The sequence below is a fragment of the Marinobacterium ramblicola genome, assembly GCF_019084545.1.
In the GTDB taxonomy this organism is placed as follows: domain Bacteria; phylum Pseudomonadota; class Gammaproteobacteria; order Pseudomonadales; family Balneatricaceae; genus Marinobacterium_D; species Marinobacterium_D ramblicola.
This window is the reverse complement of record NZ_JAHREP010000002.1, coordinates 36,351-60,876: the sequence shown is the minus strand read 5'-3', so window position 1 is coordinate 60,876 and position 24,526 is coordinate 36,351. Positions and strand designations below refer to the sequence as shown.

Here is a 24,526-nt window from a genome sequence, read left to right as displayed (position 1 = left end):
CAGTTATCCTGGCTCTACGCAGGCGGCTATCAGTCCGATCGCGGTCGCCAGATTGGATTCATTACACGCCCAGAGATTCCCGGAAGGAACGATGAGCCAGACACCGACAATTCGCCGCTACCTCGTACAACGCACACTGCTGTTCTCGGCTCTCGGTTTCGGCCTGATTCTACTGATGGCCAGCCAGGCCTATCAGTCCAGCGTGCGTGACAGCGGTAAGGTAGTAGCCCGAAGCGTCGCGGAAACCACGTTCAACTCCATGTATCTGATCATGAGCCAGGGCTGGACTCGCAATCAATTGACGCAGTTTGTCAGCCAGTTGGAGAACAGCGGCTCGGAGGAAAACCTCAGGGTTTCGGTGCTGCGCGGCCCGGTGGTGATCGAGAAGTTCGGTACCATCGAGCAACCCGCTTTCGACTCAGCCATGAAGAGTGCGTTCGAAAGCGGTGAAATCATCGAGCTGATGAGCAATGACCATCTGCGCACCCTGTATCCCTTGCAGGCACGCACGGTTTGTACTGCCTGCCATACCAACGCCAAGGTCGGCGACACCCTGGGGTTGATCGAGGTGAGGCAGAACCTGGCACCACAGATCGCGGCCGCCAACAAGCAGTTGCTGCTGTACATGCTGGGACTCGCGCCGCTGCCGCTGCTGCTGGCATTCTGGTCGGTACGCACGATTACTCGCAGCGTCAACCAGTCACTGGACCAGCTCACCACCAGCATCAGCCAGGTGGAGTCGCTGCAGGACCTGACCGGCTTGAACCGGCTGGATCATCAGTTCCGCTTCCGTGAACTGAACAGCATCTTCGGCCAGGTATCCAACCTGGCCGGCAAACTGCATTCCATCGCCGTGGACAAGGATCTGCTCGAGTTCGAGATCCGGCTGCTGGAGAAGTGCGTGATCACCTCAGAGGTGGTGCGCGACTGGCGCGAGTACGTCAATGCGCTGATGCTGGACATCAACCAGGTGATCCAGATCTACACCATGTTTTCGATCTTCAAGGTGGACGAGGAGCTGTTCGACCTGGAGATCTTCTGGCTGTCGACACCCACCGATCAGAGCAAAGAGATGATGGAGCGCTCGGTGATCCAGCGTCTGCGCGATCACTCGCACCTGTTCGGTTATGGCGAGTTCAAAACCCGCCACAATATCGCCAACTCCTCCGGTGGCAGCCTGAACCTGAGCGAGGAGGAGATCGACCTGCAGGTGAAATCGCTGCTGGTAGAGACACCGAAGATCGGCGGCATCGTCGGCATCGGCGTACAGGCGGACACCATCCGCGATCAGACCAAGCTGCTGGTGATCGAGAGCATCCTGTCGACCCTGCTCAACGTGGTCGGTTCGGTCAAGGCGATCTACAAATACACCCGGGACCTGGAGTACTACGCCACCCGCGATCCGCTGACCAACCTGTACAACCAGCGCATGTTCTGGGAGCTGCTCGATTATGAGCTTGACCGCAGCACCCGCCACGGCTACAAAACCGCCATGCTGCTGATCGACCTGGACAACTTCAAGGCGATCAACGACGGTTACGGCCACGCCTGCGGTGACCGACTGCTGTCCGGGCTTTCTGAGGTGATGCATCAACAGCTTGAAACCGGCACCGTACTGGCGCGTTACGGCGGTGACGAATTCGTCGTGGTGCTGCCGGAAGCCACCCTGGAAGCCGCCGGCGAGTTGGCCGACCGTCTGCTGCACACGGTACAAAACTATCGCCTGCAACTGGACAACAATGCCACCACCAGCGCCACCTGCTCCATCGGCGTCGGCATCTATCCCGACCATGCCGACAACCGCAAGGACCTGTTCATGTTCGTGGACAACCTGATGTATCGCGCCAAGTCGATGGGCAAGGACCGTATCGCCCTGCCCCACGACCAGGATCTGGCCGATATCTTCCGCGACATGAACGAGAAGAGCCTGCTGGTGAACAAGGCGATCGAGGAGCGCAGCATCCTGCCCGCGTTCCAGCCGATCAGCCCCTTGTCTGGCGGTCAACGGGCGGTCGAGGTCCTCAGCCGCATCCAGCTGCCGGGCGATCAGTTGATGAGCGCAGCCGAATTCATCGAGATCGCCGAGTCGATGGGCCGTATCCATATGATCGACTACATCGTCACCGAAAAGGCATTCGAAACGGTGCGCCGTACCGGTTACGACGGGCTGATCTTCATCAACCTGTCGCCACGCTCGGTGCTGGTCGCCGACTTCCTGCTCAAGATCCGCTCGCTGGTGAAGCAGTACGAGATCGAACCGAGTCGCGTGGTGTTCGAAATCACCGAGCGCGACACGGTGAAGAACATGTCCCTGCTGGAGAAGTTCGTGCAGAGCCTGAAGGACCAGGGTTACCAGCTGGCGATCGACGACTTCGGCTCCGGCTTCTCCTCCTTCCACTACCTGAAGTACCTGCCGATCGACTTCGTCAAGATCGAAGGGGAGTTCATCGCCAACATGGCCAACGACCAGCGCGACATGGCGTTCGTCACCAGCATCACCCAGCTGGCCAAGCAGTTGAATGTGCAGACCGTGGCGGAGTTCGTGGAGACCGAAGAGGTACTGGCGCTGGTCAAGGAGGCGGGTATCGATTACGCCCAGGGCTACCTGATCGGTCGCCCCGGACTGGAGCTGGAGGGTCTCTAACCCTCCCGCCCGGGATCAGCCGATCAGGTGGCGGCCGGCATCGACGAATATCCGGTTCCCGGTCTGCCCCTTGGCCAGATCGCTGACCAGGAAGGCGGCCAGCGCGCCCACCTCCTCCGGAGTGCCCAGGCGACCTAGCGGCGCCTTGCCGGCAGCATCCTCCATCAGCGCATCGAAGCGATCGATACCGGACGCCGCCCGTGTCGGCATAGGTCCCGGCGACAGCGAATGCACCCGTACCTGCTGCTCACCCAGCTCGGCCGCCAGGTAACGCGCGCAGCTGTCCAGTGCGGCCTTGATCGGCCCCATCAGGTTGTAGTGGTCGACCACCTTTTCCGCCCCTTCGTAACTCATGGTCAGCAAAGTACCGCCATCCGGCATCAGCCGTTGCGCCTGACGCGCCATGCGCACGAACGAGTGGCAGGAGATATCCATCGCCTTGCAGAAGCCCTCGGCGCTGCTGTCGACCAGGCGCCCATGCAGCTCCTCCAGCGGAGACCAGGCGATGGAGTGTATGGCGAAGTCGATCGTCCCCCACTTTTTCTCCATCTCGTGGAACACCGCTTCCAGCTCGCCGTCGACGGACACATCGCAGGGCAGCAGCAGATCGGCACCGAGCTCTTCCGCCAGCGGCTGGACGTAGGGTTTGGCCTTCTCGTTGAGGTAGGTGATGCAGAGCTGGGCGCCCAGCTCGGCCATGACCTTGGCACAGCCGTAGGCGATACTATGGCGGTTGGCGATGCCCAGTATCACCCCACGCTTGCCCTCCAGACTCATACTCAGGTTCATTCAATCGACTCCTTAGATTCCTGTTCCAATGCGCAGGGCGAGCGGTGCCGCTACCCAATTGCTGCATTGCAGCATAGTTGATGGATAAAGGGAACAAACCCGGCGCGCAAATTCGCACCTGGTGTTCGACGACCATAAATGCCGGCCATGACAGTTAATGTTCTGATGAAGACGAAGGTGCTTAGAGCGCGAATGGACAGTTGGACTGCCCATTCGCGGAAAGGATCAGACGGTGTAGCCGGTTTACAGCAGATGGAGGCTGATTTGCGTTTGATAATGCGAGTTCGCGCGGCGGCTATTGCTGCAAATCCTGCCGAAAGGGGTTAATGCGGATCCTGGACCAAGACGCCTGGCGTGCTGATATCCTGTGACAAGGCTGAAAACGCTTCCACCGGCATCGGCTTGCCGTACAGATACCCCTGTGCCAACCGGCAGCCGTGAGCGCGCAGGAAAGCAGCCTGCTCCTCCGTCTCTACCCCCTCGGCCACCACCTGCTGCCCCAGGCAGCGTGCGATAGACAAGATGGCCTTCACCAGCTCGGCACGGTAGGCATCGATCGTGACGTGGCTGATGAACGAACGGTCAATCTTGAGCGTGCCGATGGGAAAGCGCGCCAGGTAGCTCAACGCCGAATACCCGGTGCCGAAGTCGTCGATGGCAATGGAGATGCCCATCGACCTGCAACCGTTCAACACCTCCAGCACCTCGTGCTCCTCGTCCAGCAACAGGCTCTCGGTGATCTCCAGCTCGATCCAATCGGCCCGACAACCGGTCTCCTGCAACACACGCGACACCATCCCGGTCAGATCGCCCCACTGGAACTGACGCGCCGACAGGTTGATCGCCACCTTGTGCAGCGGCTTGCCATCACTGTTCCAGCGGCATGCGGTGCGGCACGCCTCGTAAAACACCCACTCGCCGATCTCCACGATCAGCCCGCTGTCCTCGGCGATACCGATGAACAGGTCCGGAGGCACCAGGCCGCGCTGCGGATGGTTCCAGCGCAACAGTGCCTCGGATCCGATCAACGCGCCATCGTCCAGACTCACCTTGGGCTGGTAGTACACCACCAGCTCATCGCGTTCGATGGCACGACGCAGGTCGGACTCCAGCACCAGGTGCTCATGGGCGCTTTCCGTCAGGTCGCGCGAATAGAAGCGGAAATTGTTACGCCCCGAACGCTTGGCGAGGTACATAGCCGAATCGGCGTACTTCAGCAGGTCATCCGCCTGGGTGCTGTCACCCGGGTACAGCGCAATACCGATGCTGCACGATACGAACACCTCCCTCCCCTCCAGCGAAAAAGGCCTCTGGAACACCTCCAGTATCTTGCCGGCAATACGCCCCAGGTCGTCGCCGAAACGGATTTCCGGCAGCAGGATGGCAAACTCGTCTCCGCCCAACCGTGCCACCGTGTCATAGGCGCGGACACAGGTGCTCAGCCGGTGTGCCGTCTCGCGCAACAGCTCATCACCCGCCGGATGCCCCAGCGTGTCGTTTACCGCCTTGAATCGATCCATGTCAATCATCATCAAACCGGCCTGCTGCCCATGCCATGCAGCATCGGTGATCATCTGGCGCAAACGGTCGTTGAACAGCGCACGATTGGGCAATGAAGTCAGCGAGTCATAGAACGCCATCTGGTGGATTCTCTGTCGGAAGGCGTTCAGTTCGGTGATGTCGCGCCCCACCGCCAGCACGCTCGCCACCTCGCCCTGCGCATCGAATTCCGGCGTCAGGCTGATCAAGCTGCACATCTCCCGCCCCGCACGATCCGGCCACTTCAATTCGAACTCGCTCCCCTTTCCCTCGGCGAACACCTCGGCGAGCTTGTTCTCGTACATCACAGCACCGGCACCGCCGGGACACTCCGAAGGCATATGCCCCAGCAACGCTGCCGCGCCCCCCTCCGCCAGGGCAGCAATGGCCGGGTTGACATACAGGCGACGCAGATCCGGCCCGTAGCGGACGACCGTATCCACCGAATTCTCGACCAGGGTGCGGAACTCCTGCTCGCGTTTCGCCAGCGCCTGCTCCATGCGCATGCGCTCGGTCACGTCGCGGATCGCCGCACAGATCGTGCCCACTGCGTCGTCCATGTCCGGCAGGCGTGCCAGGCTGACATCGGCGAAAAACTCGCTCCCGTCCTTGCGGCAGGCCCGCAGCCCGCCCCTGCCCCCAGCCATGGGCCGTCCAGACGAACCCGACTCGATGAACCCGGCCCGCCGGGCCACGTGAGCATGGCGCAGGTCGAACGGCACCAACAACTCGATGGCCTGCCCGATCAGCTCGCTGTCCTTGTAACCGAACATTCGGCAAAGCTGCCCGTTGACCAGGCGGATCACGCCTTGCCCGTCAACCACCACCATGCCATCCGGCGCCGATTGCAGGATGCCGCGATACCAGGCCTCGGTCTGCATCAACTGCTCCTTCGACGCCTCCAGCTCCACCGCCTGCTCTTCCAGCGTGCATGCGTTCTCTTCCAGGCGAGCATTCAACTCGACGATGTATTCATACCTTTCCTGCAACAGGTTCTCTGCCTGCTTGCGCTGGGTAATATCGTGCCCGATAGCCAGTACCCCCCAGGGAGCGCCATCATCATCACACAGCGGAACCTTGATGGTGTAAAAGGTGCGCGCCTCGCCGTCCACGGTGACAGGGTGGTCCGGGTAGATCTGCGCCTTGTTGCTCTCCAACACCGCCTGGTCATCCGCCCAGAAACCGCGTATGCCCTTGGCGGGATCGCCCTTCACCTGTTCCTCGGAAAAACCCAGTTCCAGGCCATCCTTGCCGATGAAGTCTTCGGGGGGAATACGCAGGGAGTCGGCATAACTTTTGTTGACCAGCCGGTACCGGTGGTTCCGATCCTTGACGAATATCCAATCCGGCGAGGCATCGATCACCGTGCGCATCAACTGCTCGGATCGCCGCAATGATTCCTCGGCCCGTCGGCGTTCCGAGACGTTCAGGACGAAGCAGGTCAGGCCTGTCACCTCGCCGGAGCTTGCACGGATGGGCGACCAGAAAGTCTGCCAGTACTCGCGCGAAAGGGCCTCGTCGCCATAGGCGCTCTCGTCCACGAAACTCTCACCCGACAAAGCGCGGTCAAATCCCCGCTTGGCTTCTTCGCGGTCTGGATGGTTTCCAATCACATCCAGCATGCTCATGCCGACCGTGATCTCCTTGCCCCAGATGGCCCGCATTGCCTGCCTGTGCTTGTCGTTGAAGGAGAGGTAACGGTAGCTCGCATCCAGCGCGAACACGATGATCTCCGGCGAGCTTTCTATAACCGCGTGCAACAAGTCACCGCGTTCCTGCAACGCTTCCTCGAACCGCTTGCGCTCGGTGACGTCAAACCAGATCGTTAACGAACCGGAGACCGTCCCGTCGTCGCCGTACTCCGGCGCCATGCGAACATAATAATGTTCATGCCGGCCTTCCGGCAGCGCATCCAGGACGAACTCGAACTCGCGGATCTCCCCGGTCGCCAGTACTTCCGCCATCCTGCCGCGATAGCGCTCTATCATCTCGGGTGTTGCCGGAACACCCCCCTCGCCGGGAACCTGGCCCAGCATCTCCGCGGCGTTGCCGTGCAGCATTCTTTCCGCAGCCGGGTTGATATAACGGCGGCGCTGTTCCTGATCGTAGCGAATCACTGCAACGGGCAGGTTGACCGCCAGCGTGCGGTACTCCTCTTCGCGGCGACGCAGTCTTTCAAGGTAGCCCTTCTGCTCGTCGCTCAAACGGTGGTTCTCGACGTCCAGCCGCAGCGTCCACGTCACCATCTGGTTCATGTTGCGCAGCAGCGGCGCAAGCATGGCCAGGAAAAGCAGTGACGCGACGCCCATAACGCGATAGATTGCCGAATCCTGCTGAAACAACCAGATGCACATTGGCAACAACACCGCCAGCTCGAAGATCAGCGCGATGGAAAGTACGTTTGCCCGTGCCACCCCGCCATAGGCAGTTACGCCCGCGATGGCGAAGACGAGAAGCAGGACTACATCGTGGTTGACGGCCTCGAACAGAAAAAACGGCAAGCTCCAGCAGGCACCAACGACCACTGCGCCCAGCCAGAAGCCGTGTAGCCAGCGGCGATATTCACTTACGCCATGACCGCGATGCCTGCGGTAGTACCTGGAATAGACTTCATGTGCCGCCTGTGCCATCCATGTGGCGAACAACCAAGTCAGCAGACCAGTATGCGGAAGATGACTCCACAAGCCGATGACCACCAGCGAAGAAAGCAGCAGGCTCGCGCGGAACGCATTCGTGTTGGCTTGGCTAAAGCGGTCCAGGCACTCGATATGGTGAAACCGTATGTCAGATGAAGCCGTCTCCATGGTTTCAGACATGGGCATTCCCCGGATTTGGCGTGCCGAAGCCCAACCTCGACGTGGGCGAGATGCGTATCTTCTTGAACACGATGTTTCCTGATTGACGATGTGTGGCATGTCGGGGCACCCTGGCACAGGGCGTGCCTATGCAACCTATCTGTACCGAATGACATACACATTCGAGGATACAGTCCTGCCGGAATCTGTAAATCAGGCGAATCTGATATTTGGGTAGGAAAAAAGACAGCCACAGCAGGTATATCCCTACTGTATTCAAGGAGTGCAACGCAGGGCAGGCGCTTTCCGCCTGGATCGCCCAGGAAGAGGAGCGCGACCGACTGACCCAGGAAAGCGCCGGTTGACGCAGACTCCGACCATCACACGACCAGCGAGCCGCATATCCAGCAGTTGGGACACCGGCTGCTGGAGATTACACGAACCGGTGCACCTCAGTGATGTTTGGACCCAGCAACAACGTTTACTTCAGCCCACCTTCTCCCCTTTTGCCTGCAGATCGGCGTGGTAGGAGGAGCGTACCAGCGGACCGCTGGCGACATGGGTAAAGCCAAGGCCATGTGCAACGCGTTCGAACTCCTTGAACTCGTCGGGGGTAACGAAGCGATCCACCGGCAGGTGGCTGCGGCTCGGCTGCAGGTATTGGCCGATGGTGACCATATCGACGTTGTGCGCGCGTAGGTCCTTCAGCACCTCGACGATCTCCTCGTTGCTCTCACCGACGCCGACCATCAGCCCGGATTTGGTGCGCACGTTGGGTTGCAGCGCCTTGTAGCGCTTGAGCAGTTCGAGTGACCAGGCGTAGTCGGCACCGGGGCGCACCTGCTTGTATAGCCGTGGCACGGTTTCCAGGTTGTGGTTGAATACGTCGGGCGGGGTCTGGTCCAGGATCTCCAGCGCGATATCCATGCGGCCGCGGAAGTCCGGCACCAGGGTTTCGATCTGAATGCTGGCGCAGCGCTCGCGGGTTTCGCGGATGCAGTCGGCGAAGTGCTGGGCACCGCCGTCACGCAGGTCGTCGCGATCCACCGAGGTGATCACCACGTAGCGCAGCCCCATATCGGCGATCGCTTCGGCCAGCTCGCGCGGCTCGTCCTTGGCCAGCTCGTTGGGACGGCCATGGGCCACGTCGCAGAACGGACAGCGACGGGTGCAGATATCACCCATGATCATGAAGGTGGCGGTACCGTGGCTGAAGCACTCGCCCAGATTGGGGCAGCTGGCCTCTTCGCAGACTGACGCCAGCTTGTGTTCACGCAGCTTGGACTTGATCCGTTTAACCTCGGCATTGTTCCCCATGCGCACGCGCAGCCAGTCGGGTTTACGCGGCATCTCATCCTTTTCGGTCGGGATCACCTTGACCGGAATACGCGCAACCTTGTCTGCGCCACGCAGTTTGACGCCCTGTTCGGCACGCTGAGGTTTGTTATCGCTGGAGTCTGCCATATTACTAATCGTTCCAACTGGTTGTTCGAGAAACAGAAGTATACCCGATCTGATCGATCAAGTAATTCAACAGCCGTTCGGGGACGCTGGCGATATCGGCTTCGGGCCTGAGCAGGCTCAGTTGCGTCATCTGCAAGCCGGCGTAACCGCAGGGGTTAATGCGCAGAAAGGGCGTCAGATCCATATCCAGGTTCAACGCCAAGCCATGAAAGGTGCAACCGCGACGCACCCGCAAGCCCAGGGAGCTGATCTTGGCGCCATCGACATAGACGCCGGGCGCATCGGGTTTCGGGTAAGCCTGGATATCGAAATCGGCCAACACCCTGACCACCGCATTTTCCATCAGGCTGACGGTATCGCGCACACCGAGCTTGCGCCGGCGCAGGTCGATCATCAGGTAGGCCAGCAGTTGGCCGGGGCCGTGGTAGGTAACCTGGCCGCCACGATCCGCCTGAATCACCGGGATATCGCCGGGATCGAGCAGATGCTCGAGCTTGCCGGCCTGGCCTTGGGTGAACACGGGCTCATGCTCGAGCAGCCAGATCTCGTCGATAGTCTGTTCATTGCGCTCAGCGGTGAGCGCCTGCATCCGCCGCCAGGTCGGCTCATAGGGCTGCAGGCCGAGGCTACGGACAATAAGCTGATCGGCGACCGACATCAGAGTACCGTCTGCACGCGTCCGGAGGCTTTGAGGTCCTCGTGCAGGCGCTTCAGCTGCTCCTCCCCGGTCGCCGTGATCTGCAGTCGCACCGACAGATACTTGCCGGTGCGGCTTTCATTCACCGTGACCTGGGTGATATCCAGGTCGGGGGCGTGGATCTGCACGGTCTCGATGACGAAACCGCGAAAATCGTTTTCATTGTGGCCAACCACCTTGATCGGGTAGTTCTCACAGGGGAACTCGATCTTGGGTGCTTCTGGCATATCGCTCATTACTTATCTCCAGTCATCTCTCCGGTCATCAACTGATGGTGAAATTGGCGGAACAGCTCATACATCCTCAACCAGAGCGGGCCTTTCATGCCTCCTCCGATATGCTGCCCATCCACCTCCAGCACCGGCAATACAGCACGCGTCGAACTGGATATCCACACCTCGTCCGCCGCGAGCAGTTGTTCATAGCCCAGATCCGTCTCCTGATAGGGGATGCCGGCCTCTCGGGCCAGCTCCAGCACCAGCTCACGGGTGGTGCCGCCGAGGATTTCGGAACTGAGTTTCGGGGTGAAGATCACCCCATTCTTGATTATAAACAGATTGGAGGAGCCCCCCTCCGTCAGCACGCCATCCCTGAGCATCAGCGCCTCGTCGGCGCCGACTTCGCGCGCCTGCTGCAGCACCAGTATATTGGGCAGCAGGCCGTTGGCCTTGATATCGCAGCGGTGCCAACGCAGATCCGCGGTGACGATGACACGGATACCGGCGATGTTGTCCGCACCCGCCGCATAGATGTTGCGGATCGGATTACAGCAGGCGAACACCGTCGGCTGCATCCATTCGTCATACACCGGGGTTCGACGACCGGCATCGCCGCGGGTGATCTGCAGATAGACCGACAGGTTGCCGCCGCCGTTGCGCTGCACCAGCTCGTCGAGCATCTCCTGCCACTCCTTTTCCAGCGGGATACGCAGTGCCGACAGGCTGTGACGCAGACGTTTGAGGTGCTGCTCGAGGCGAAAGCCCACCCCTCGGTAGAAGGGGATCACCTCGTACACGCTGTCACCGAACAGAAAGCCCCGGTCGAACACCGAGACTTTCGCTTCACTCGCAGGGATGAACTCGCCGTTCAGATAGACGATATCACCGGCCATTTCGCGCCGACTCCATTCTCAGAACTGTCTGAGAAATATTGTAGTGCGGCAGCTGCTCAGATGGATAGTCAGTTGAACAGGCTGGTGAAGAACAGCAGGATCTCATCCCAGATCTTCTTGAAGAAGCTACCTTCGGGAATCTCATCCAGCGCCACCAGCGGTACCGATTTCACCTCTTTGCCATCAAGAGAGACCACCACGCGCCCCACCTGCTGACCACGGGCAACCGGCGCCTTGATCACGCCCTGCAGATCGAGATTGGCTTCCAACGCCTCCACCTGGCCACGGGGGATGGTTACGGCCAGATCCTGATCCAATCCCAGGCGCAGCTGGTCGCTGACACCACCCCAGATACGGGACTGATTCAGCACCTGGTTGGCTTTGTAGAGCTGGTGCGTACGGTAGAAACGAAACGCATAGGCCAGCAGCTTCTGGGTTTCCTGCGCGCGCGCCTCTTCACTGCTGGTACCCAGCACGACCGAGATCAGGCGCATGCCGTCGCGCTTGGCCGAGGCTACCAGGCAGTAGCCGGCCTCGTCGGTATGCCCGGTCTTGATGCCGTCGACACTGTCATCACGCCAGAGCAGACGGTTGCGGTTGGGCTGACGAATCTTGTTGTAGGTGAAATACTTCTGCGAATAGATCGCATAGTGCTCGGGAAAACGCTGAATCAGCGCCTGGCCGATCAGTGCCAGATCGTGTGGCGATGAGTAGTGATTCTCATGCGGCAGGCCGGTGGCGTTCTCGAAATGGGTGTTTTTCAGCCCGAGCTTGGCCGCGTGCTGGTTCATCAGATCGGCAAAGGCGCGCTCGCCACCGGCGATATACTCGGCCAGCGCCACCGAGGCATCGTTACCGGACTGGATTACCACCCCCTGCAGCAGATCGCCCAGTTTCACCTGTGTACCCTCACGCACGAACATGCGCGAGCCTTGGGTACGCCAGGCCTTTTCGCTGATCGGTACCATATCCTCTTCGGCAATATTGCCCTGGGAGATCTCGTACTCGACGATATAGCTGGTCATCATCTTGGTCAGGCTGGCCGGCGCAAAACGCTGGTCGGCATCCTTGGCCAGAAGGATCTCGCCGCTGTCGGCATCCATCACCAGATACGCGGTCGCGGCGATCTGCGGTGGCGCCGGGATCATCTCGGCAGCCTGAACCTTCAGCGTCAGCAACGAGAACGCTATGAGTGACAAAAGATAGAGTTGTGCGCGGTAGAGTCTCTGCAACATGGTGGTCATCATCGGGTAGTTGAAAGCGTCGACAGGTGGACAGGCGGAATACTCAAACGTTCCCTGTCCGCATCAGATCAGGGGTAGTCTACCAAGATTGGCGCCGGATGGCCCGCGGACTGTACCCTGGCGATAAGATCCTCGGCACTGCCCTGAAGCGGTCCGATCAGCACGCGATAGAGCTGACTGCCGCCCCGCTCCACGGCGCGCACCAGCACAGGGACACCATCGCTGGTCGCCTGGAGTTCACTCTGCACACGCTGCGCGGCGCCATTGCTGGAGTAAGCACCGACCTGAAGAAAGCGTCCGGTGGCATCGGCGTTGGCAGCGGTTGCGGAACCTGTGGTCGTATTGCCTGTTTGCGCCGATGCCAGAACGGTAGCACTGCCCCAGGCACTTGGATCGATCGCCTCCACCTCCACTCTGGCCGTGCCTTTGCCGAGCATCTCCAGCCGCGATGCCGCGGCGTAGGAGAGATCGATCAGCCGATCGTCATGGAACGGGCCGCGGTCGTTGACGCGAACGATCACCTGGCGGCCGTTATCGAGATTGGTGACGCGGGCAAAAGTCGGCAGTGGCAGGCTCTTGTGCGCCGCCGACATCTTGTACATATCGTAGGTTTCGCCGTTGGAGGTCAGGTGGCCATGAAACTTTTCGCCATACCAGGATGCCGTACCGCGTTCACGGTAGCCTTTGGCGGAATCCAGCACGTAGTAGCTTTGACCCAGCACCCGGTAGGGGCTCTTGTTGCCACCGCGACTTTTCGGTTCGTATCGCGGCACCGCATCCGGCACGGCGGACACATCCACCGGACGATCCGGATAGCGGTCATGCTTCATCGAGTAGCGCCCGGCGTTCTCCTCCTGCTTGCCCTTGGAGGAGCAGCCGACAAGCACGGAGATCCCGGTCAACAACAGAATCGGTAGCAGACGCCTCATTCGCCTATCTTCCCCTTCAGCCGTTGCCACGTGCATCGCGGATCGCCCGGCTCAGCTCATATACCGCCATGGCGTAGAGCCGGCTGTGGTTGTAGCGGGTGATAACGTAGAAGTTGTGCAACCCGAACCAGTAGTGATCACCATCCTCCATCTCCAGCCGCATCAACGTGGCCGGCTGGTTCAGGTCCAGCCCTCGCTGGGTGTGGATATCCCGCTCGGCCCACTGCGCCAACGTCACCTCAGGCTTCAGGCCGGCATTGATCCACTCCTCCTGCGCGGGCTGCCCCATCACCACATTGGAACGCACCGGCTCGCCGGCTTTCCAGCCATGTTCGCTGAAATAGTGCGCGACGCTGCCGATGGCGTCCACCGGGTTGTTCCAGATATTGCGTTTGCCGTCGGCGTCAAAGTCCACGGCGAAGTTACGGAAGCTGGATGGAATAAACTGGCCAAAACCCATGGCGCCGGCATAGGAGCCCTTCAACGTGCCCGGCGCTATCCCCTCCTCCCGGGTCATCAGCAGATACTGCTCCAGCTGACCAAGGAAGAATTCACCGCGCTTGGGATAGTCGAAGCCCAGCGTGGCCAGCGCATCGAGTACCCGGTAGCTGCCCATGATCCGGCCATAGCGGGTTTCGACGCCGATGATGGCGACGATGATCTCGGCCGGCACGCCATACTCAGCTTCGGCACGGGCCAGGGTGTCAGCATGCTCTTTCCAGAACGCAACGCCCTGCTCGATCCGCTTGGGCTCGACAAAAATTTTGCGATACTCACCCCAGTTGAGGCGCTTTTCCGCCGGCCGTGACATCGCTTTCAGTATCGATTCCTGCTGTTTCGCGTCGTCCAGCACCGCACGCAGGTAGTCATGCTCAAACCCTTGGCTCTCCAGCTTCTCATACAGCGCCTGTGCTTCGGGACGATCGGCATAGCTTGCGCCTGCCACCGCACTGCCCTGCCAAGCAACCGACATTGCACCGATCAGTGCAACACCTGCGGCGATCCTTGCACCTTTTGGGTTTCGCATTTTGCAACTCCTGAGTTGAATCCCCGATGGGGTGAATTATGCCTTTCGCCCAGTACGCCTGTCACCGAGAGCAACCTGTCACCGTGTCAGCATCTGGCGGTGGGTATGGATCGACATCAGAATGCCGAAGCCGCACATCAGCGTCACGATAGAGGTGCCACCATAGCTGACCATCGGTAGCGGCACGCCAACCACCGGCAATAAACCGCTGACCATACCGATATTCACAAACACGTAGACGAAGAAGGTCAGTGTAATACTGCCGGCCAGCAGCCGGGAGAAACTGTCCTGCGCCTGCGCCGCGATCACCATGCCGCGACCGATGATCAGCAGGTAGAGCGCTAAGAGTACGATCACCCCGGTCATGCCAAGTTCCTCACCGATCACCGCGATGATGAAATCGGTGTGCGATTCGGGCAGGAAGTCGAGCTGCGACTGGGTTCCGTGCAACCACCCCTTGCCGGACAAACCGCCCGAACCGATCGCCGTTTTCGACTGAATGATGTTCCAGCCCGAGCCCAGCGGATCGCTCTCCGGATCAAGGAAAGTGAGTACTCGCTGACGCTGATAATCCTTCATTACCATCCACAGCCCCGGCAGTGCCGCCGCACATACGGCACCGGCAAGAAAGATCCAGCGCCAGTAGACGCCCGAGAGCAGGATCGCAAACACGCCCGACGCGGCGATCAGCAGCGATGTGCCCAGGTCCGGCTGTTTCATGATCAGTACGGTGGGCACACCGATGATCACCAACGCCAGTCCGAGCCGGCTGAAGGTCGGCGGCAGCGCCTTGCGGGCGAGGAAACCCGCCACGGTGATCGGCAGAACCAGCTTCATGATCTCCGACGGCTGAAAACGGAAACCACCGAGTTCGAGCCAGCGCTGCGCGCCCTTGGCGCCTACGCCGAATAGCAGAACGCCCACCAGTAGACCGGTCCCGGCCACATAGGCCCAGGGGCCGAGGCGGTCGAAAGTGCGGGGGCGGAATTGCGCCAGCACGATCATCACGAAGAATCCGACGGCCATGCGCACCGCCTGGCGCTCCACGTAGCCCACATCCCGCCCGGATGCGCTGTACAGCACGAACAGACCGAATCCGCACAACGCCATCAGCATCAACAGCAGCCAGGCATCGAGATGGGTATAGCTCCAGAAACCTGTGGGCCGACTCAGATGGGCAGAACTATCGGATAGCGTGCGCTGGAAGTCGCGATAGCTCATTCCGTTTTCTCCAGGGCATTGTCGTAATCACCAAGCAACCAGGCATCCAGCACTTCGCGGGCGACCGGCGCCGCGGTACTCGAACCGCCCTCACCGTTCTCGACCACCACCGCCACCGCGATCTGCGGATCCTCCACCGGGGCGAAAGTCACGAACAGCGCATGGTCACGGTGGCGCTCCTCCAGCGCTTCCGAATCGTAGCGCGCATCCTGCGCGATCCCCACCACCTGCGCGGTGCCGGTCTTGCCCGCCATGGTGTAGGGCACCCCTTCGGCCGCACGACGTGCTGTGCCATAGCTGCTCTGCACCACATGGACCATGCCCTGGATTATCGGTTCCCAGTAGTTGGGATGGTTGAGCTGCACATCCCCTGGCAACGGCTCGACCCCCTCCAGCTCCGGCATCGACAGTACGCCATCCTCCCCCATGACACCCTTGATCATGCGCGGACGTATCCACTTGCCCCGGTTGGCCAATACCGCAGTGGCGGTCGCCAGCTGCAGCGGCGTGGCCAGCATATAGCCCTGGCCGATCGACAGGTTAAGCGAGTCACCCGGGTACCAGGCCTGCTTGTAGCGCGCTCGCTTCCACTCCTTGCTCGGCAGATTGGCCCGATCCGCCTCAGGCAGATCCAGACTGGTGACCTGACCGAAGCCGAAGCGCCCCAGGTAGTCCGACATGTTGTCGATGCCGGTTTTATAGCCGGCATCGTAAAACCAGACATCGCAGGATTCCGCCAAGGCATGGTCCAGATCCACCGTGCCGTGCCCCCAACGCTTCCAGTCACGGTATTTCCGCCCGCCCTTGCTCAACTGGTAGAAACCGGGGTCCCATACCGTGTGTGTCAGCGGCACCGAGCCGCTGTCGATGGCGGCCAGCGCGGTAAACGGCTTCAGCGTCGAACCCGGTGGATAACGGCCGCGGATGGCGCGGTTGTACAGCGGCAGATCCAGCGAATCACGCAGTTCCGCATAATCCTTGCTCGATATACCGGTGACGAACAGATTGGGGTCATAGCCCGGCGTACTGACCAGAGCCAGGATGGCACCGGTTTTCGGTTCGATGGCGACGATGGCAGCGCGGCGCCCGCTGATCAGCGACTCGGAAAACTGCTGCAGCTTGATATCCAGATTGAGCTGAATGTCGACGCCGGGTACCGGATCCTGACTTTCCAGCACTCTGAGCACCCGGCCACGGGCGTTGGTTTCCACCTTCTGGAACCCCACCTGGCCATGCAACATCGACTCGTAGAACTTCTCCACGCCGAGCTTGCCGATGTAATGGGTGGCGGCGTAATTTTCCGGATCCAGCGTCTGCAACTCGCGCTCATTGATGCGACCGACATAGCCGATCGCATGCACCAGCGACGGCCCCTGCGGATAGTAGCGCACCAGGTCGGCCTCGACCTGAACACCGGGCAGGCGGTGGTAATTGACGGAGATCCTGGCGATCTCCTCCTCGGTCAGGCTGAACTTCAACGGCACCGAGGAGAACGGCCGCCGGCGCTGATTCAGACGCCGATGAAAGCGTTCGATATCGCTGGGCTCAAGCTCGATGATCTCGCCGATACGCGCAATGGTGGCGTCGATATCCCTTATCTCCTCCTTCAGCAGCGTGAGGCTGAAGTTGGGGCGATTATCGGCCAGCAATACGCCGTTGCGGTCATAGATCAAGCCACGACGGGGCGCCACCGGTTGCAACTGAACGCGATTATTCTCGGAGATCGCCGCATAGCGGTCATGCTCGATCACCTGCAGGAAATAGATCCGTCCGACCAGCACGGCCATCATCAGCACAACCACCACCATCGCGACGATGGCGCGACTGGTGAAGGTGATGCTCTCCTGCGAATAATCTTTAAGGCGCTCGGGGCGTGTCATCGGATCGCGTTACTTGTGGCTTAGATTACTTGTGGTAAGGGTGGCCCTGCAGCAGGGTCCAGGCCCTGTACAGCTGTTCGGCCAGCAGGATACGTACCAGGGGATGGGGCAGGGTCAGCGCCGACAGCGACCACTTCTGATCGGCCGCCGCCACGCAACGGGGGTCGAGGCCATCCGGCCCGCCCACCAGCAGCGACAGGTTCTGCCCGGACATACGCCAGGTTTCGGCCTGTTCCGCCAGTTGCTCGGTGGACCAGGTGCGGCCGTCGACGGTCAGCGCGATGACGCGATCCCCCTTCGGGATCGCCGCCAGCATCGCATCGCCCTCGCTGCGGATCGCCCGCGCCGTATCGGCCCCCTTGCCGCGATGACCCAGCGCCAGCTCGACCAGCTCGAGACGAAAATCGGCGGGCAGACGACGGGCGTACTCGTCGTAGCCCTCGCTGACCCAACCCGGCATCTTGCCGCCAACGGCGATCAGGCGAATCCGCATCCCTTATTCGGCCGCCGCTTCGCTATCGCTTTCGAAAGACCAGAGGCGCTCGATATCGTAGAAGCTGCGCGCATCCGGCATCATCACGTGCACGATCACATCGCCCAGATCGACCAGCACCCAGTCACCGACGTTTTCACCCTCGACACCTACCGGACGCAGGCCGGCTTCCTTGACCTTGTCGATTACCTCCTGCGCCACCGACATCACATGACGTTTCGAGGTGCCGCTGGCCACCAGCATGTAATCGGTGACGCTCGATTTACCGGTCACATCCAGTTTCACCACATCGCGCGCTTTCATATCGTCGAGCGCATTTTCCACCAGGTTGATCAGCTGATCGGTCTGCATCGGGTTTTCAGTACCTTTGTTTGAGGTCATATAAGACGGTTAAAAGCCATACAGCTTGTTAGTTTGTATATAGTCCCACACCACATCCGGCATCAGATAGCGGGGCGAGTCGCCCTGGGCGATCAGTCGACGTATCTGTGTCGCCGATATCCCCAGCGGGGTCAGTTCATGCAACAGCACCCGCCCGGCGGGTAGCTGCTTCAGTGTTTCTACCGATGGCGCCGCATGCCGATCGGAAAAACGGCGCATCTGCGAGTCGTCCGGAAAGCCATAGCCGGGACGGGTCACCACGATGATGTGGCAGAGATCGAGAAAATCTTCCCAGCGGTGCCAACCCGGCAGCCCAAGGTAGGCATCCATCCCCGTCACCATACAGAGTGATCGCTGCGGCCCAAGTTCCGCACGCAAAGACTCCAGTGTCAGCAAAGTGTAGGAGGGCTGGTCGGAGAGGATCTCCCGGGCATCGGCACAGAGACGGGGCTCATCGGCCACCGCCAGTTCGACCATCGCCAGGCGCTGCTCCGAGCTGCAGCCCGGTTCGTCACGATGCACCGGCATCTTCGACGGAATCAGGCACACCTCGGGGATATCCAGCCACTGCTGGATCTCCAGCGCGGTGCGCAGATGGCCGTTATGGACGGGATCGAAGGTCCCGCCCATGAACACAAAGGGCGTGCTGTCAGGCATCAATCACTGCCGAACCTGGCCATCGCCGAGTACCACGTACTTCTGCGAAGTCAGCCCCTCGAGCCCCACCGGTCCACGGGCGTGGATCTTGTCGGTGGAGATACCGATCTCGGCTCCAAGTCCGTACTCAAAGCCGTCGGCAAAACGGGTCGAGGCGTTGACCATCACCGAGGCGGAATCCACTTCGCGCAGGAAGGCACGGGCACGGGTGTAGTTCTCGGTGACGATGGCATCGGTATGGTGCGAGCCCCAGCGATTGATATGCTCGATCGCCTCGGCCATATCCGCCACCAGCTTGATCGCCAGGATCGGCGCCAGGTATTCGGTGGCCCAATCCTCGTCGGTGGCCTCGATTGCCTGCGGCAGCAGTTCCCGCGTTTGCGCACAGCCGCGCAGCTCGACGCCGAGCTGGCCGTAATGATCCGCCAGCTCCGGCAGCACCTCCTGGGCGATCCCACTGTGCACCAGCAGCGTTTCCATGGTGTTGCAGGTGCCGTAACGGTGAGTCTTGGCATTGATGGCGATATTCAGCGCCTTGGTTTTATCCGCCTGGTCGTCGATATAGACATGGCAGATACCGTCCAGGTGCTTGATCACCGGCACCCGGGCATCGCGGGAGATCCGCTCGATCAGCCCCTTGCCGCCGCGCGGTACGATCACGTCCACATACTCGGGCATGGTGATCAGCGCACCGACCGCCTCGCGATCGGTGGTTTCCACCACCTGCACTGCGGTTTCCGGCAGTCCGGCCTCGGCCAAGCCCTCGGCAATACAGGCGGCGATGGCGTGGTTGGAGTGGATCGCCTCGGAACCGCCACGCAGGATGGTGGCGTTACCCGACTTCAGGCACAGACTGGCCGCTTCCACGGTCACGTTGGGCCGGGATTCGTAGATAATGCCGATGACGCCCAGCGGCACCCGCATCTTGCCGATCTGGATGCCGGACGGGCGGTAGTTCATGTCGGTGATGCCGCCGATCGGATCCGGCAGCGCCGCCACCTGGCGCAACCCCTCGATCATGGTATCGATACGCGCCGGGGTCAGCTCCAGCCGATCCAGCATGGCGTCATCCAGACCGTTGGCCCGGCCGGCGTCCAGATCCTTGCGATTGGCCTCGCTCAGCACGTCGCGGCTGGCGTCGAGCACCCGCGCCATCGCCTCCAGCGCGGCGTTCTTGCGCCCCGTGTCGGCACGCGCCATCAGGCGGGAGGCAGCGCGCGCGCGCTGCCCCAATTCAGACATATACTCAGCTACATTCATCCCACTGTGTTCCGGGTCGGTGCGATTAAAGGTGCGATTAGACCGGACATTATAGCGCTACCGCGGGCGGCGGTCATTGCCGTACTGCATCAGGCTGTGAGAGCCTCAAGCTACCTGCTATTATCGCCCGATTATCAATCATTTTCCGGCCGCGGAACGACCGAGTCCGAGTATAGATGGATCGCCCAAAAACAAGCGCCCAACAATCCGTTAGCCTGCGCCAGCTGCTGCCCGTTGCCGCGGTACTGATGCTTTGCCTCGCCTTGAGTGCCGGCGTGCTGGCGTATATCGCCAAGACCAGCGCCGAGCAGGAGGCGCGTCGTTACGGCCAATCGCTGGCGCGCAGCACCGCCATCGTGATCCAGCCGTTGCTGCTGGCGGATGATCGCATCAGCCTGAATTACCTGTTCAACGAGCTTAACTCGCAGCCCCAGGTGAGCGGGCTGCATCTGACCGATGCCCGTAAACTGCCGGTTGCCGTCGCCGGGGAACAGCGCGGTCTGGAGCAGAAACTGGAACTGGTGCGCGGCGATGAGACCCTGGGGGAATTGACGCTCTGGATCGACAGTGGCTACGCCTGGACGCCGCTCAAGAACATTCTGATCGAGGCGGGTCTGCTGGCCCTGCTCTCCATCGCGGCCGCTCTGCTGACCCTGTGGATCCGCCTGCGCCCCAAAGCGGAAAAGCAACCAGACACTCCCAAAGCGGATTTCCAGCAAATAGTGTCCAGCCTGACACCCAACGCCCCCGCGGTGACACCCTCGCCGGCAGCGGTCACCGAGTGGGAGGAGGATCCCGACGCACTGCCGACGCTGGATCTGGATGAGGAGGATAACGCTAGCGCCCAGGTCCGCGAAGAGGAGTTTGAGCTCCCCGGCCTCAATGAGGAGATCGACTACCCGGCATCCGCTGAACCGGAGCCCGAACTAGACGAGGAGATCCCCCCCTTCGACACGGAGGAGGAAGAGGGCTACGACGAAGCAGAAGAGCCGGAACCCGAGGATGATGTCGATCTGGCCCCTCAGGTCGATACCTGGCTCAAGTCGCCCATGTCTCTGGACGCCGAAGAGCAGGCTCCCGATAGCGGGCTCACTGCCTCCCGCGAGGATGAATCAACCAAGCATGAGTCATACCTGAGCAGCGAAGCCTCCGCGCAGCAGAATGACGAGAGCCAGTCCGACGACAGTGGCACTGATCGCGACGACAATCGGGAGCTGGTCGAACTGCTCCGGCCGTCCCGAGACCAGGAGCGGATGCCACGCTTTACCCCATCGCCCAGCCGCGACCCGGACAGCGACGAGGCGATTGCACCGGAGATCGATGACAGCGATCAGGTCGAGTTCGACGACAACGAAACTGATGCAGTTTCCGATGCTGAGTCTGCCCGCCCACGGCTGTCGATCGTACCGCCCTTGGGTGCGCGCGAGGAGCAGCTGGGGCTGTATACGCTGGAGCACGAGCTGGAGCTGATGCTCGGCGCCGATGATGCAGGCTACCTGTTCCTGATCGACGCCAGCAGCGCCCACTCGGAAAACCTCGAGGAGGGTGAGCGTCTACAGCTGATGAAGCCCTACCGCACCCTGGCCAACTCGGTCGCCCACATCTACGGCGGTCGTGTCGAGCCCACCCGCGAGGGCGACCTGCGGCTGTTTTTCGATAGCCCGAAGGAGAACGACGGCCACGGCATCAACGCGCTGTGCGCGTCGATGCTGTTCACCTACCTTTATCGGCACTACAACCAGCAGCGGATCCGCCAGTTCAAACCGGTGATCAATCTGCACCTGGCGCTGGTGCGCGGCCACCACCAGAAGCTGGAACGGATGCTGGAGGAGGCGCGCTTCCTGACCCGCACCACCGAGAGCAACGAGCTGATCACCCACACCGCGCTGACCGAGGCGCCCGACCTGAAATCGACGCTGCTGGAGGGGGCGGATATCCGCCGTGAGGATGAGGACAAGGTGCTGCTGATCCGCATCGCCAAGTCCTATCAGGAGCTGCTGGAGAAGCAGGCACGCCACCTGCTGGCCAAACTGCAGAGCCGGGAGGAGCAGGCGGGCGTCTAAGACACCCACCTGACCGACTCCAGAATTACTCTTCCACCGCCTTGTCGTCAGCCTTGTCGCTCTTGTCGGCGGCGATCACATCCATACCGTCGACCCGCTGGAAGCCACGCGGCAGCTTGTTGCCGCGCCGCCCGCGTTCACCTCGATAATGTTCGATATCGCTGCCCTTGAGCTTCAGATGCTGACGCCCGGCGTGCACCACCAGCGTATCGCCGGGGGCAAAGGTCTGCAGCGCCACCATTACCTCCTCGCGGGATGCGGCGGCGGATGACGGGATATTGATGATCTTGTTGCCCTTGCCTCGGCCGAGCTGCGGCAGCTCCGACACCGGGAACACCAGCAGACGGCCGCTGGAGCTGATCGCCGCCAGCAGGTCGCTGTCGGGATCGTTGACCCGCACCGGCGGCAGCACCCGCGCCGCCTTGGGCAGAGTCAGCACCGCCTTGCCGTTCTTGGTCTTGGAGCTCAGATCCTCGATCCTGGTTACAAAACCGTAACCGGCATCCGAGGCCATCAACACCTGGTCTGTCTCGCGACCGCAGGTCAACCCCTCTATCACCGCGCCCTTGGGCAGGGTCAGCTTGCCGGTGACCGGCTCGCCCTGGCCACGGGCCGACGGCAGGGTATGGGTATCCAGGGTATAGCTGCGGCCGGTGCTGTCGATCAGGATCGTCGGTTGGTTCATCCGCCCCTTGCAGGCCAGCTTGAAGCCGTCGCCGGCCTTGTAGCTGAGCCCCTCGGCATCGATATCGTGCCCCTTGGCGGCACGGATCCAGTCCTGCTTGGAGACCACCACGGTGACCGGATCGGCACTGAGCAGATCCTTCTCGCTGAACGCCTGCGCCTCCTGGCGCTCCACCAGCGGCGAGCGGCGCTCGTCGCCAAACTCCTCGGCAGCGGCCTCGATCTCCTCGCGGATCAGCTTGCGCATCAGTTTGTCGGAGCCCAGGATCGCTTCAAGCTTCTTGCGCTCTTCGCTCAGTTCGTCCTGCTCGCCGCGAATCTTCATCTCCTCCAGCCGCGCCAAATGGCGCAGCTTGAGGTCGAGGATCGCGTCGGCCTGGATATCGCTGAGACCGAAGCGGCTCATCAGCTCCTGCTTAGGCTCCTCCTCGTGGCGGATGATCGCGATCACCTCGTCGATATTGAGGTAGGCAACCATCAGGCCCTCGAGGATATGCAGACGGTCGATCACCTTCTGCAGGCGGTGCTGCAGACGGCGGCGCACCACGTCGGTACGCCAGCTCAGCCACTCGGTGAGGATCTGTCTGAGATCCTTCACCTGCGGCCGACCGTCGATGCCGATCATGTTCAGGTTGACGCGGTAGCTGCGCTCCAGGTCGGTGCTGGCGAACAGGTGCGCCATCAACTGCTCGATATCGATGCGGTTGGAGCGCGGCACGATCACCAGACGGGTCGGGTTTTCGTGGTCCGACTCGTCACGCAGGTCAGACACCATCGGCAGCTTCTTCGCCTGCATCTGCGCCGCGATCTGCTCCAGCACGCGGGCGCCGGAGACCTGATGCGGCAGCGCGGTGATGACGATATCCCCCTCCTCGCGGCTGTACACGGCACGCGCCTTCACCGAACCGCGGCCGGTCAGGTAGAGTTTCTGCAGCTCCTCACGCGAGGTGATGATCTCTGCCTCGGTGGGAAAGTCGGGGCCGGGCACGAACTCGGCCAGTTGCGCCACATCGGCGCCCGGGTTCTCCAGCAGGTGAATACAGGCCGAGGCCACTTCGCGCAGATTATGCGGCGGGATATCGGTGGCCATGCCGACCGCAATGCCGGTACCGCCGTTGAGCAGTACGTTGGGCAGCCGGGCCGGCAGCACCTCGGGCTCATCCAGGGTGCCGTCGAAGTTGGGCACCCAGCTCACCGTGCCCTGGCCCAGTTCGCTGAGCAGCACCTCGGCGTAGCGCGACAGCCGCGACTCGGTGTAACGCATGGCGGCAAAGGATTTGGGATCGTCCGGCGAGCCCCAGTTGCCCTGCCCGTCGACCAGCGGGTAGCGGTAGCTGAACGGCTGCGCCATCAGCACCATCGCTTCGTAACAGGCGGAGTCGCCATGGGGATGGAACTTACCCAGCACATCACCGACGGTACGTGCCGACTTCTTGTACTTGGCCGTGGCCTTGAGACCCAGTTCCGACATCGCGTAGACGATACGGCGCTGTACCGGTTTCATGCCGTCGCCGATATGCGGCAGGGCACGGTCCAGAATTACGTACATCGAATAGTCGAGGTAAGCTTTCTCGGTAAAATTCCGCAGCGAAAGCTTCTCGATCCCGTTTTCCACAGTGGTCTCTACACTCATTCAGGCTTCCTATCG

The 24,526-nt window shown here is 61.2% G+C and carries 19 protein-coding genes; 3 read left to right on the top strand and 16 right to left on the bottom strand.

The genetic code is table 11. The features are described from left to right. Positions 1-91: 91 nt before the first annotated feature. Positions 92-2,644 carry a putative bifunctional diguanylate cyclase/phosphodiesterase gene (locus tag KQ940_RS01530; RefSeq protein ID WP_217410994.1) on the top strand — a complete coding sequence of 851 codons (2,553 nt, stop codon included), beginning with the start codon at positions 92-94 and terminating at the stop codon, positions 2,642-2,644. Between the two features lie 15 nt (positions 2,645-2,659). Here the strand turns inward: KQ940_RS01530 and fabI are convergent, their stop codons facing one another. Together fabI and KQ940_RS01520 are read right to left on the bottom strand one after the other, a co-directional pair. Further along, positions 2,660-3,433 (bottom strand): enoyl-ACP reductase FabI, encoded by a 774-nt coding sequence (gene fabI / locus KQ940_RS01525; protein WP_217410992.1) that lies wholly within the window; start codon positions 3,431-3,433, stop codon positions 2,660-2,662. Between the two features lie 323 nt (positions 3,434-3,756). After that, positions 3,757-7,788, bottom strand: coding sequence for a sensor domain-containing protein (locus tag KQ940_RS01520; protein WP_217410990.1), 4,032 nt, complete (start codon positions 7,786-7,788; stop codon positions 3,757-3,759). A 209-nt stretch (positions 7,789-7,997) separates the two neighbouring features. Between KQ940_RS01520 and KQ940_RS22905 the strand changes: the two genes are divergently transcribed. Beyond that, entirely contained in the window at positions 7,998-8,132 is a 135-nt protein-coding gene (locus KQ940_RS22905) for a hypothetical protein (protein ID WP_281419164.1), read from the top strand. A gap of 121 nt (positions 8,133-8,253) precedes the next feature. On the opposite strand, the gene lipA is transcribed toward KQ940_RS22905, so the two are convergent. From lipA to KQ940_RS01455, 13 genes are all read right to left on the bottom strand, one after another. Next, positions 8,254-9,231, bottom strand: a complete 978-nt coding sequence (gene lipA, locus KQ940_RS01515) for a lipoyl synthase (RefSeq protein WP_217410988.1) — start codon at positions 9,229-9,231, stop codon at positions 8,254-8,256. Positions 9,232-9,235: 4 nt separating this feature from the next. Further along, positions 9,236-9,889, bottom strand: coding sequence for a lipoyl(octanoyl) transferase LipB (gene lipB / locus KQ940_RS01510; protein ID WP_217410986.1), 654 nt, complete (start codon positions 9,887-9,889; stop codon positions 9,236-9,238). Beyond that, positions 9,889-10,164, bottom strand: coding sequence for an HP0495 family protein (locus KQ940_RS01505; RefSeq protein ID WP_217410984.1), 276 nt, complete (start codon positions 10,162-10,164; stop codon positions 9,889-9,891). Before KQ940_RS01505 ends, lipB begins: the two co-directional genes overlap by 1 nt. Further along, positions 10,164-11,039, bottom strand: a complete 876-nt coding sequence (locus tag KQ940_RS01500) for a D-amino acid aminotransferase (RefSeq protein WP_217410982.1) — start codon at positions 11,037-11,039, stop codon at positions 10,164-10,166. The genes KQ940_RS01505 and KQ940_RS01500 overlap by 1 nt, the downstream gene beginning before the upstream one ends. A 68-nt stretch (positions 11,040-11,107) precedes the next feature. Next, positions 11,108-12,274, bottom strand: a complete 1,167-nt coding sequence (locus KQ940_RS01495) for a D-alanyl-D-alanine carboxypeptidase family protein (protein WP_217410980.1) — start codon at positions 12,272-12,274, stop codon at positions 11,108-11,110. A gap of 77 nt (positions 12,275-12,351) precedes the next feature. Then, the gene (locus tag KQ940_RS01490) at positions 12,352-13,212 is read right to left on the bottom strand and encodes a septal ring lytic transglycosylase RlpA family protein (protein ID WP_217410978.1); all 861 of its coding nucleotides are present in this window, start codon (positions 13,210-13,212) and stop codon (positions 12,352-12,354) included. Between the two features lie 16 nt (positions 13,213-13,228). Continuing rightward, positions 13,229-14,239 carry a lytic murein transglycosylase B gene (gene mltB / locus KQ940_RS01485; protein WP_217410976.1) on the bottom strand — a complete coding sequence of 337 codons (1,011 nt, stop codon included), beginning with the start codon at positions 14,237-14,239 and terminating at the stop codon, positions 13,229-13,231. 78 nt (positions 14,240-14,317) lie between these two features. Further along, a complete protein-coding gene (gene rodA / locus KQ940_RS01480; protein ID WP_217410974.1) occupies positions 14,318-15,460 on the bottom strand; it encodes a rod shape-determining protein RodA in 1,143 nt (380 codons plus the stop codon). Continuing rightward, positions 15,457-17,340: a penicillin-binding protein 2 gene (gene mrdA / locus KQ940_RS01475; protein WP_217410973.1), complete on the bottom strand. Its 1,884-nt coding sequence runs from the start codon at positions 17,338-17,340 to the stop codon at positions 15,457-15,459. The genes rodA and mrdA overlap by 4 nt, the downstream gene beginning before the upstream one ends. 25 nt (positions 17,341-17,365) lie before the next feature. After that, positions 17,366-17,833 carry a 23S rRNA (pseudouridine(1915)-N(3))-methyltransferase RlmH gene (gene rlmH / locus KQ940_RS01470; protein ID WP_217410972.1) on the bottom strand — a complete coding sequence of 156 codons (468 nt, stop codon included), beginning with the start codon at positions 17,831-17,833 and terminating at the stop codon, positions 17,366-17,368. A 3-nt stretch (positions 17,834-17,836) separates the two neighbouring features. After that, positions 17,837-18,184 (bottom strand): ribosome silencing factor, encoded by a 348-nt coding sequence (rsfS, locus tag KQ940_RS01465; RefSeq protein ID WP_217411301.1) that lies wholly within the window; start codon positions 18,182-18,184, stop codon positions 17,837-17,839. A 39-nt stretch (positions 18,185-18,223) separates the two neighbouring features. Beyond that, positions 18,224-18,871, bottom strand: coding sequence for a nicotinate-nucleotide adenylyltransferase (nadD, locus tag KQ940_RS01460; protein ID WP_246589607.1), 648 nt, complete (start codon positions 18,869-18,871; stop codon positions 18,224-18,226). A 3-nt stretch (positions 18,872-18,874) separates the two neighbouring features. Continuing rightward, positions 18,875-20,131: a glutamate-5-semialdehyde dehydrogenase gene (locus KQ940_RS01455; protein ID WP_217410971.1), complete on the bottom strand. Its 1,257-nt coding sequence runs from the start codon at positions 20,129-20,131 to the stop codon at positions 18,875-18,877. A 176-nt stretch (positions 20,132-20,307) separates the two neighbouring features. Between KQ940_RS01455 and KQ940_RS01450 the strand changes: the two genes are divergently transcribed. Beyond that, positions 20,308-22,194 carry a hypothetical protein gene (locus KQ940_RS01450; protein WP_217410970.1) on the top strand — a complete coding sequence of 629 codons (1,887 nt, stop codon included), beginning with the start codon at positions 20,308-20,310 and terminating at the stop codon, positions 22,192-22,194. 25 nt (positions 22,195-22,219) lie between these two features. Here the strand turns inward: KQ940_RS01450 and parC are convergent, their stop codons facing one another. Then, on the bottom strand, positions 22,220-24,511 hold the full coding sequence (parC, locus tag KQ940_RS01445; RefSeq protein WP_217410968.1) for a DNA topoisomerase IV subunit A: 2,292 nt from the start codon (positions 24,509-24,511) through the stop codon (positions 22,220-22,222). Between the last annotated feature and the right edge of the window lie 15 nt (positions 24,512-24,526).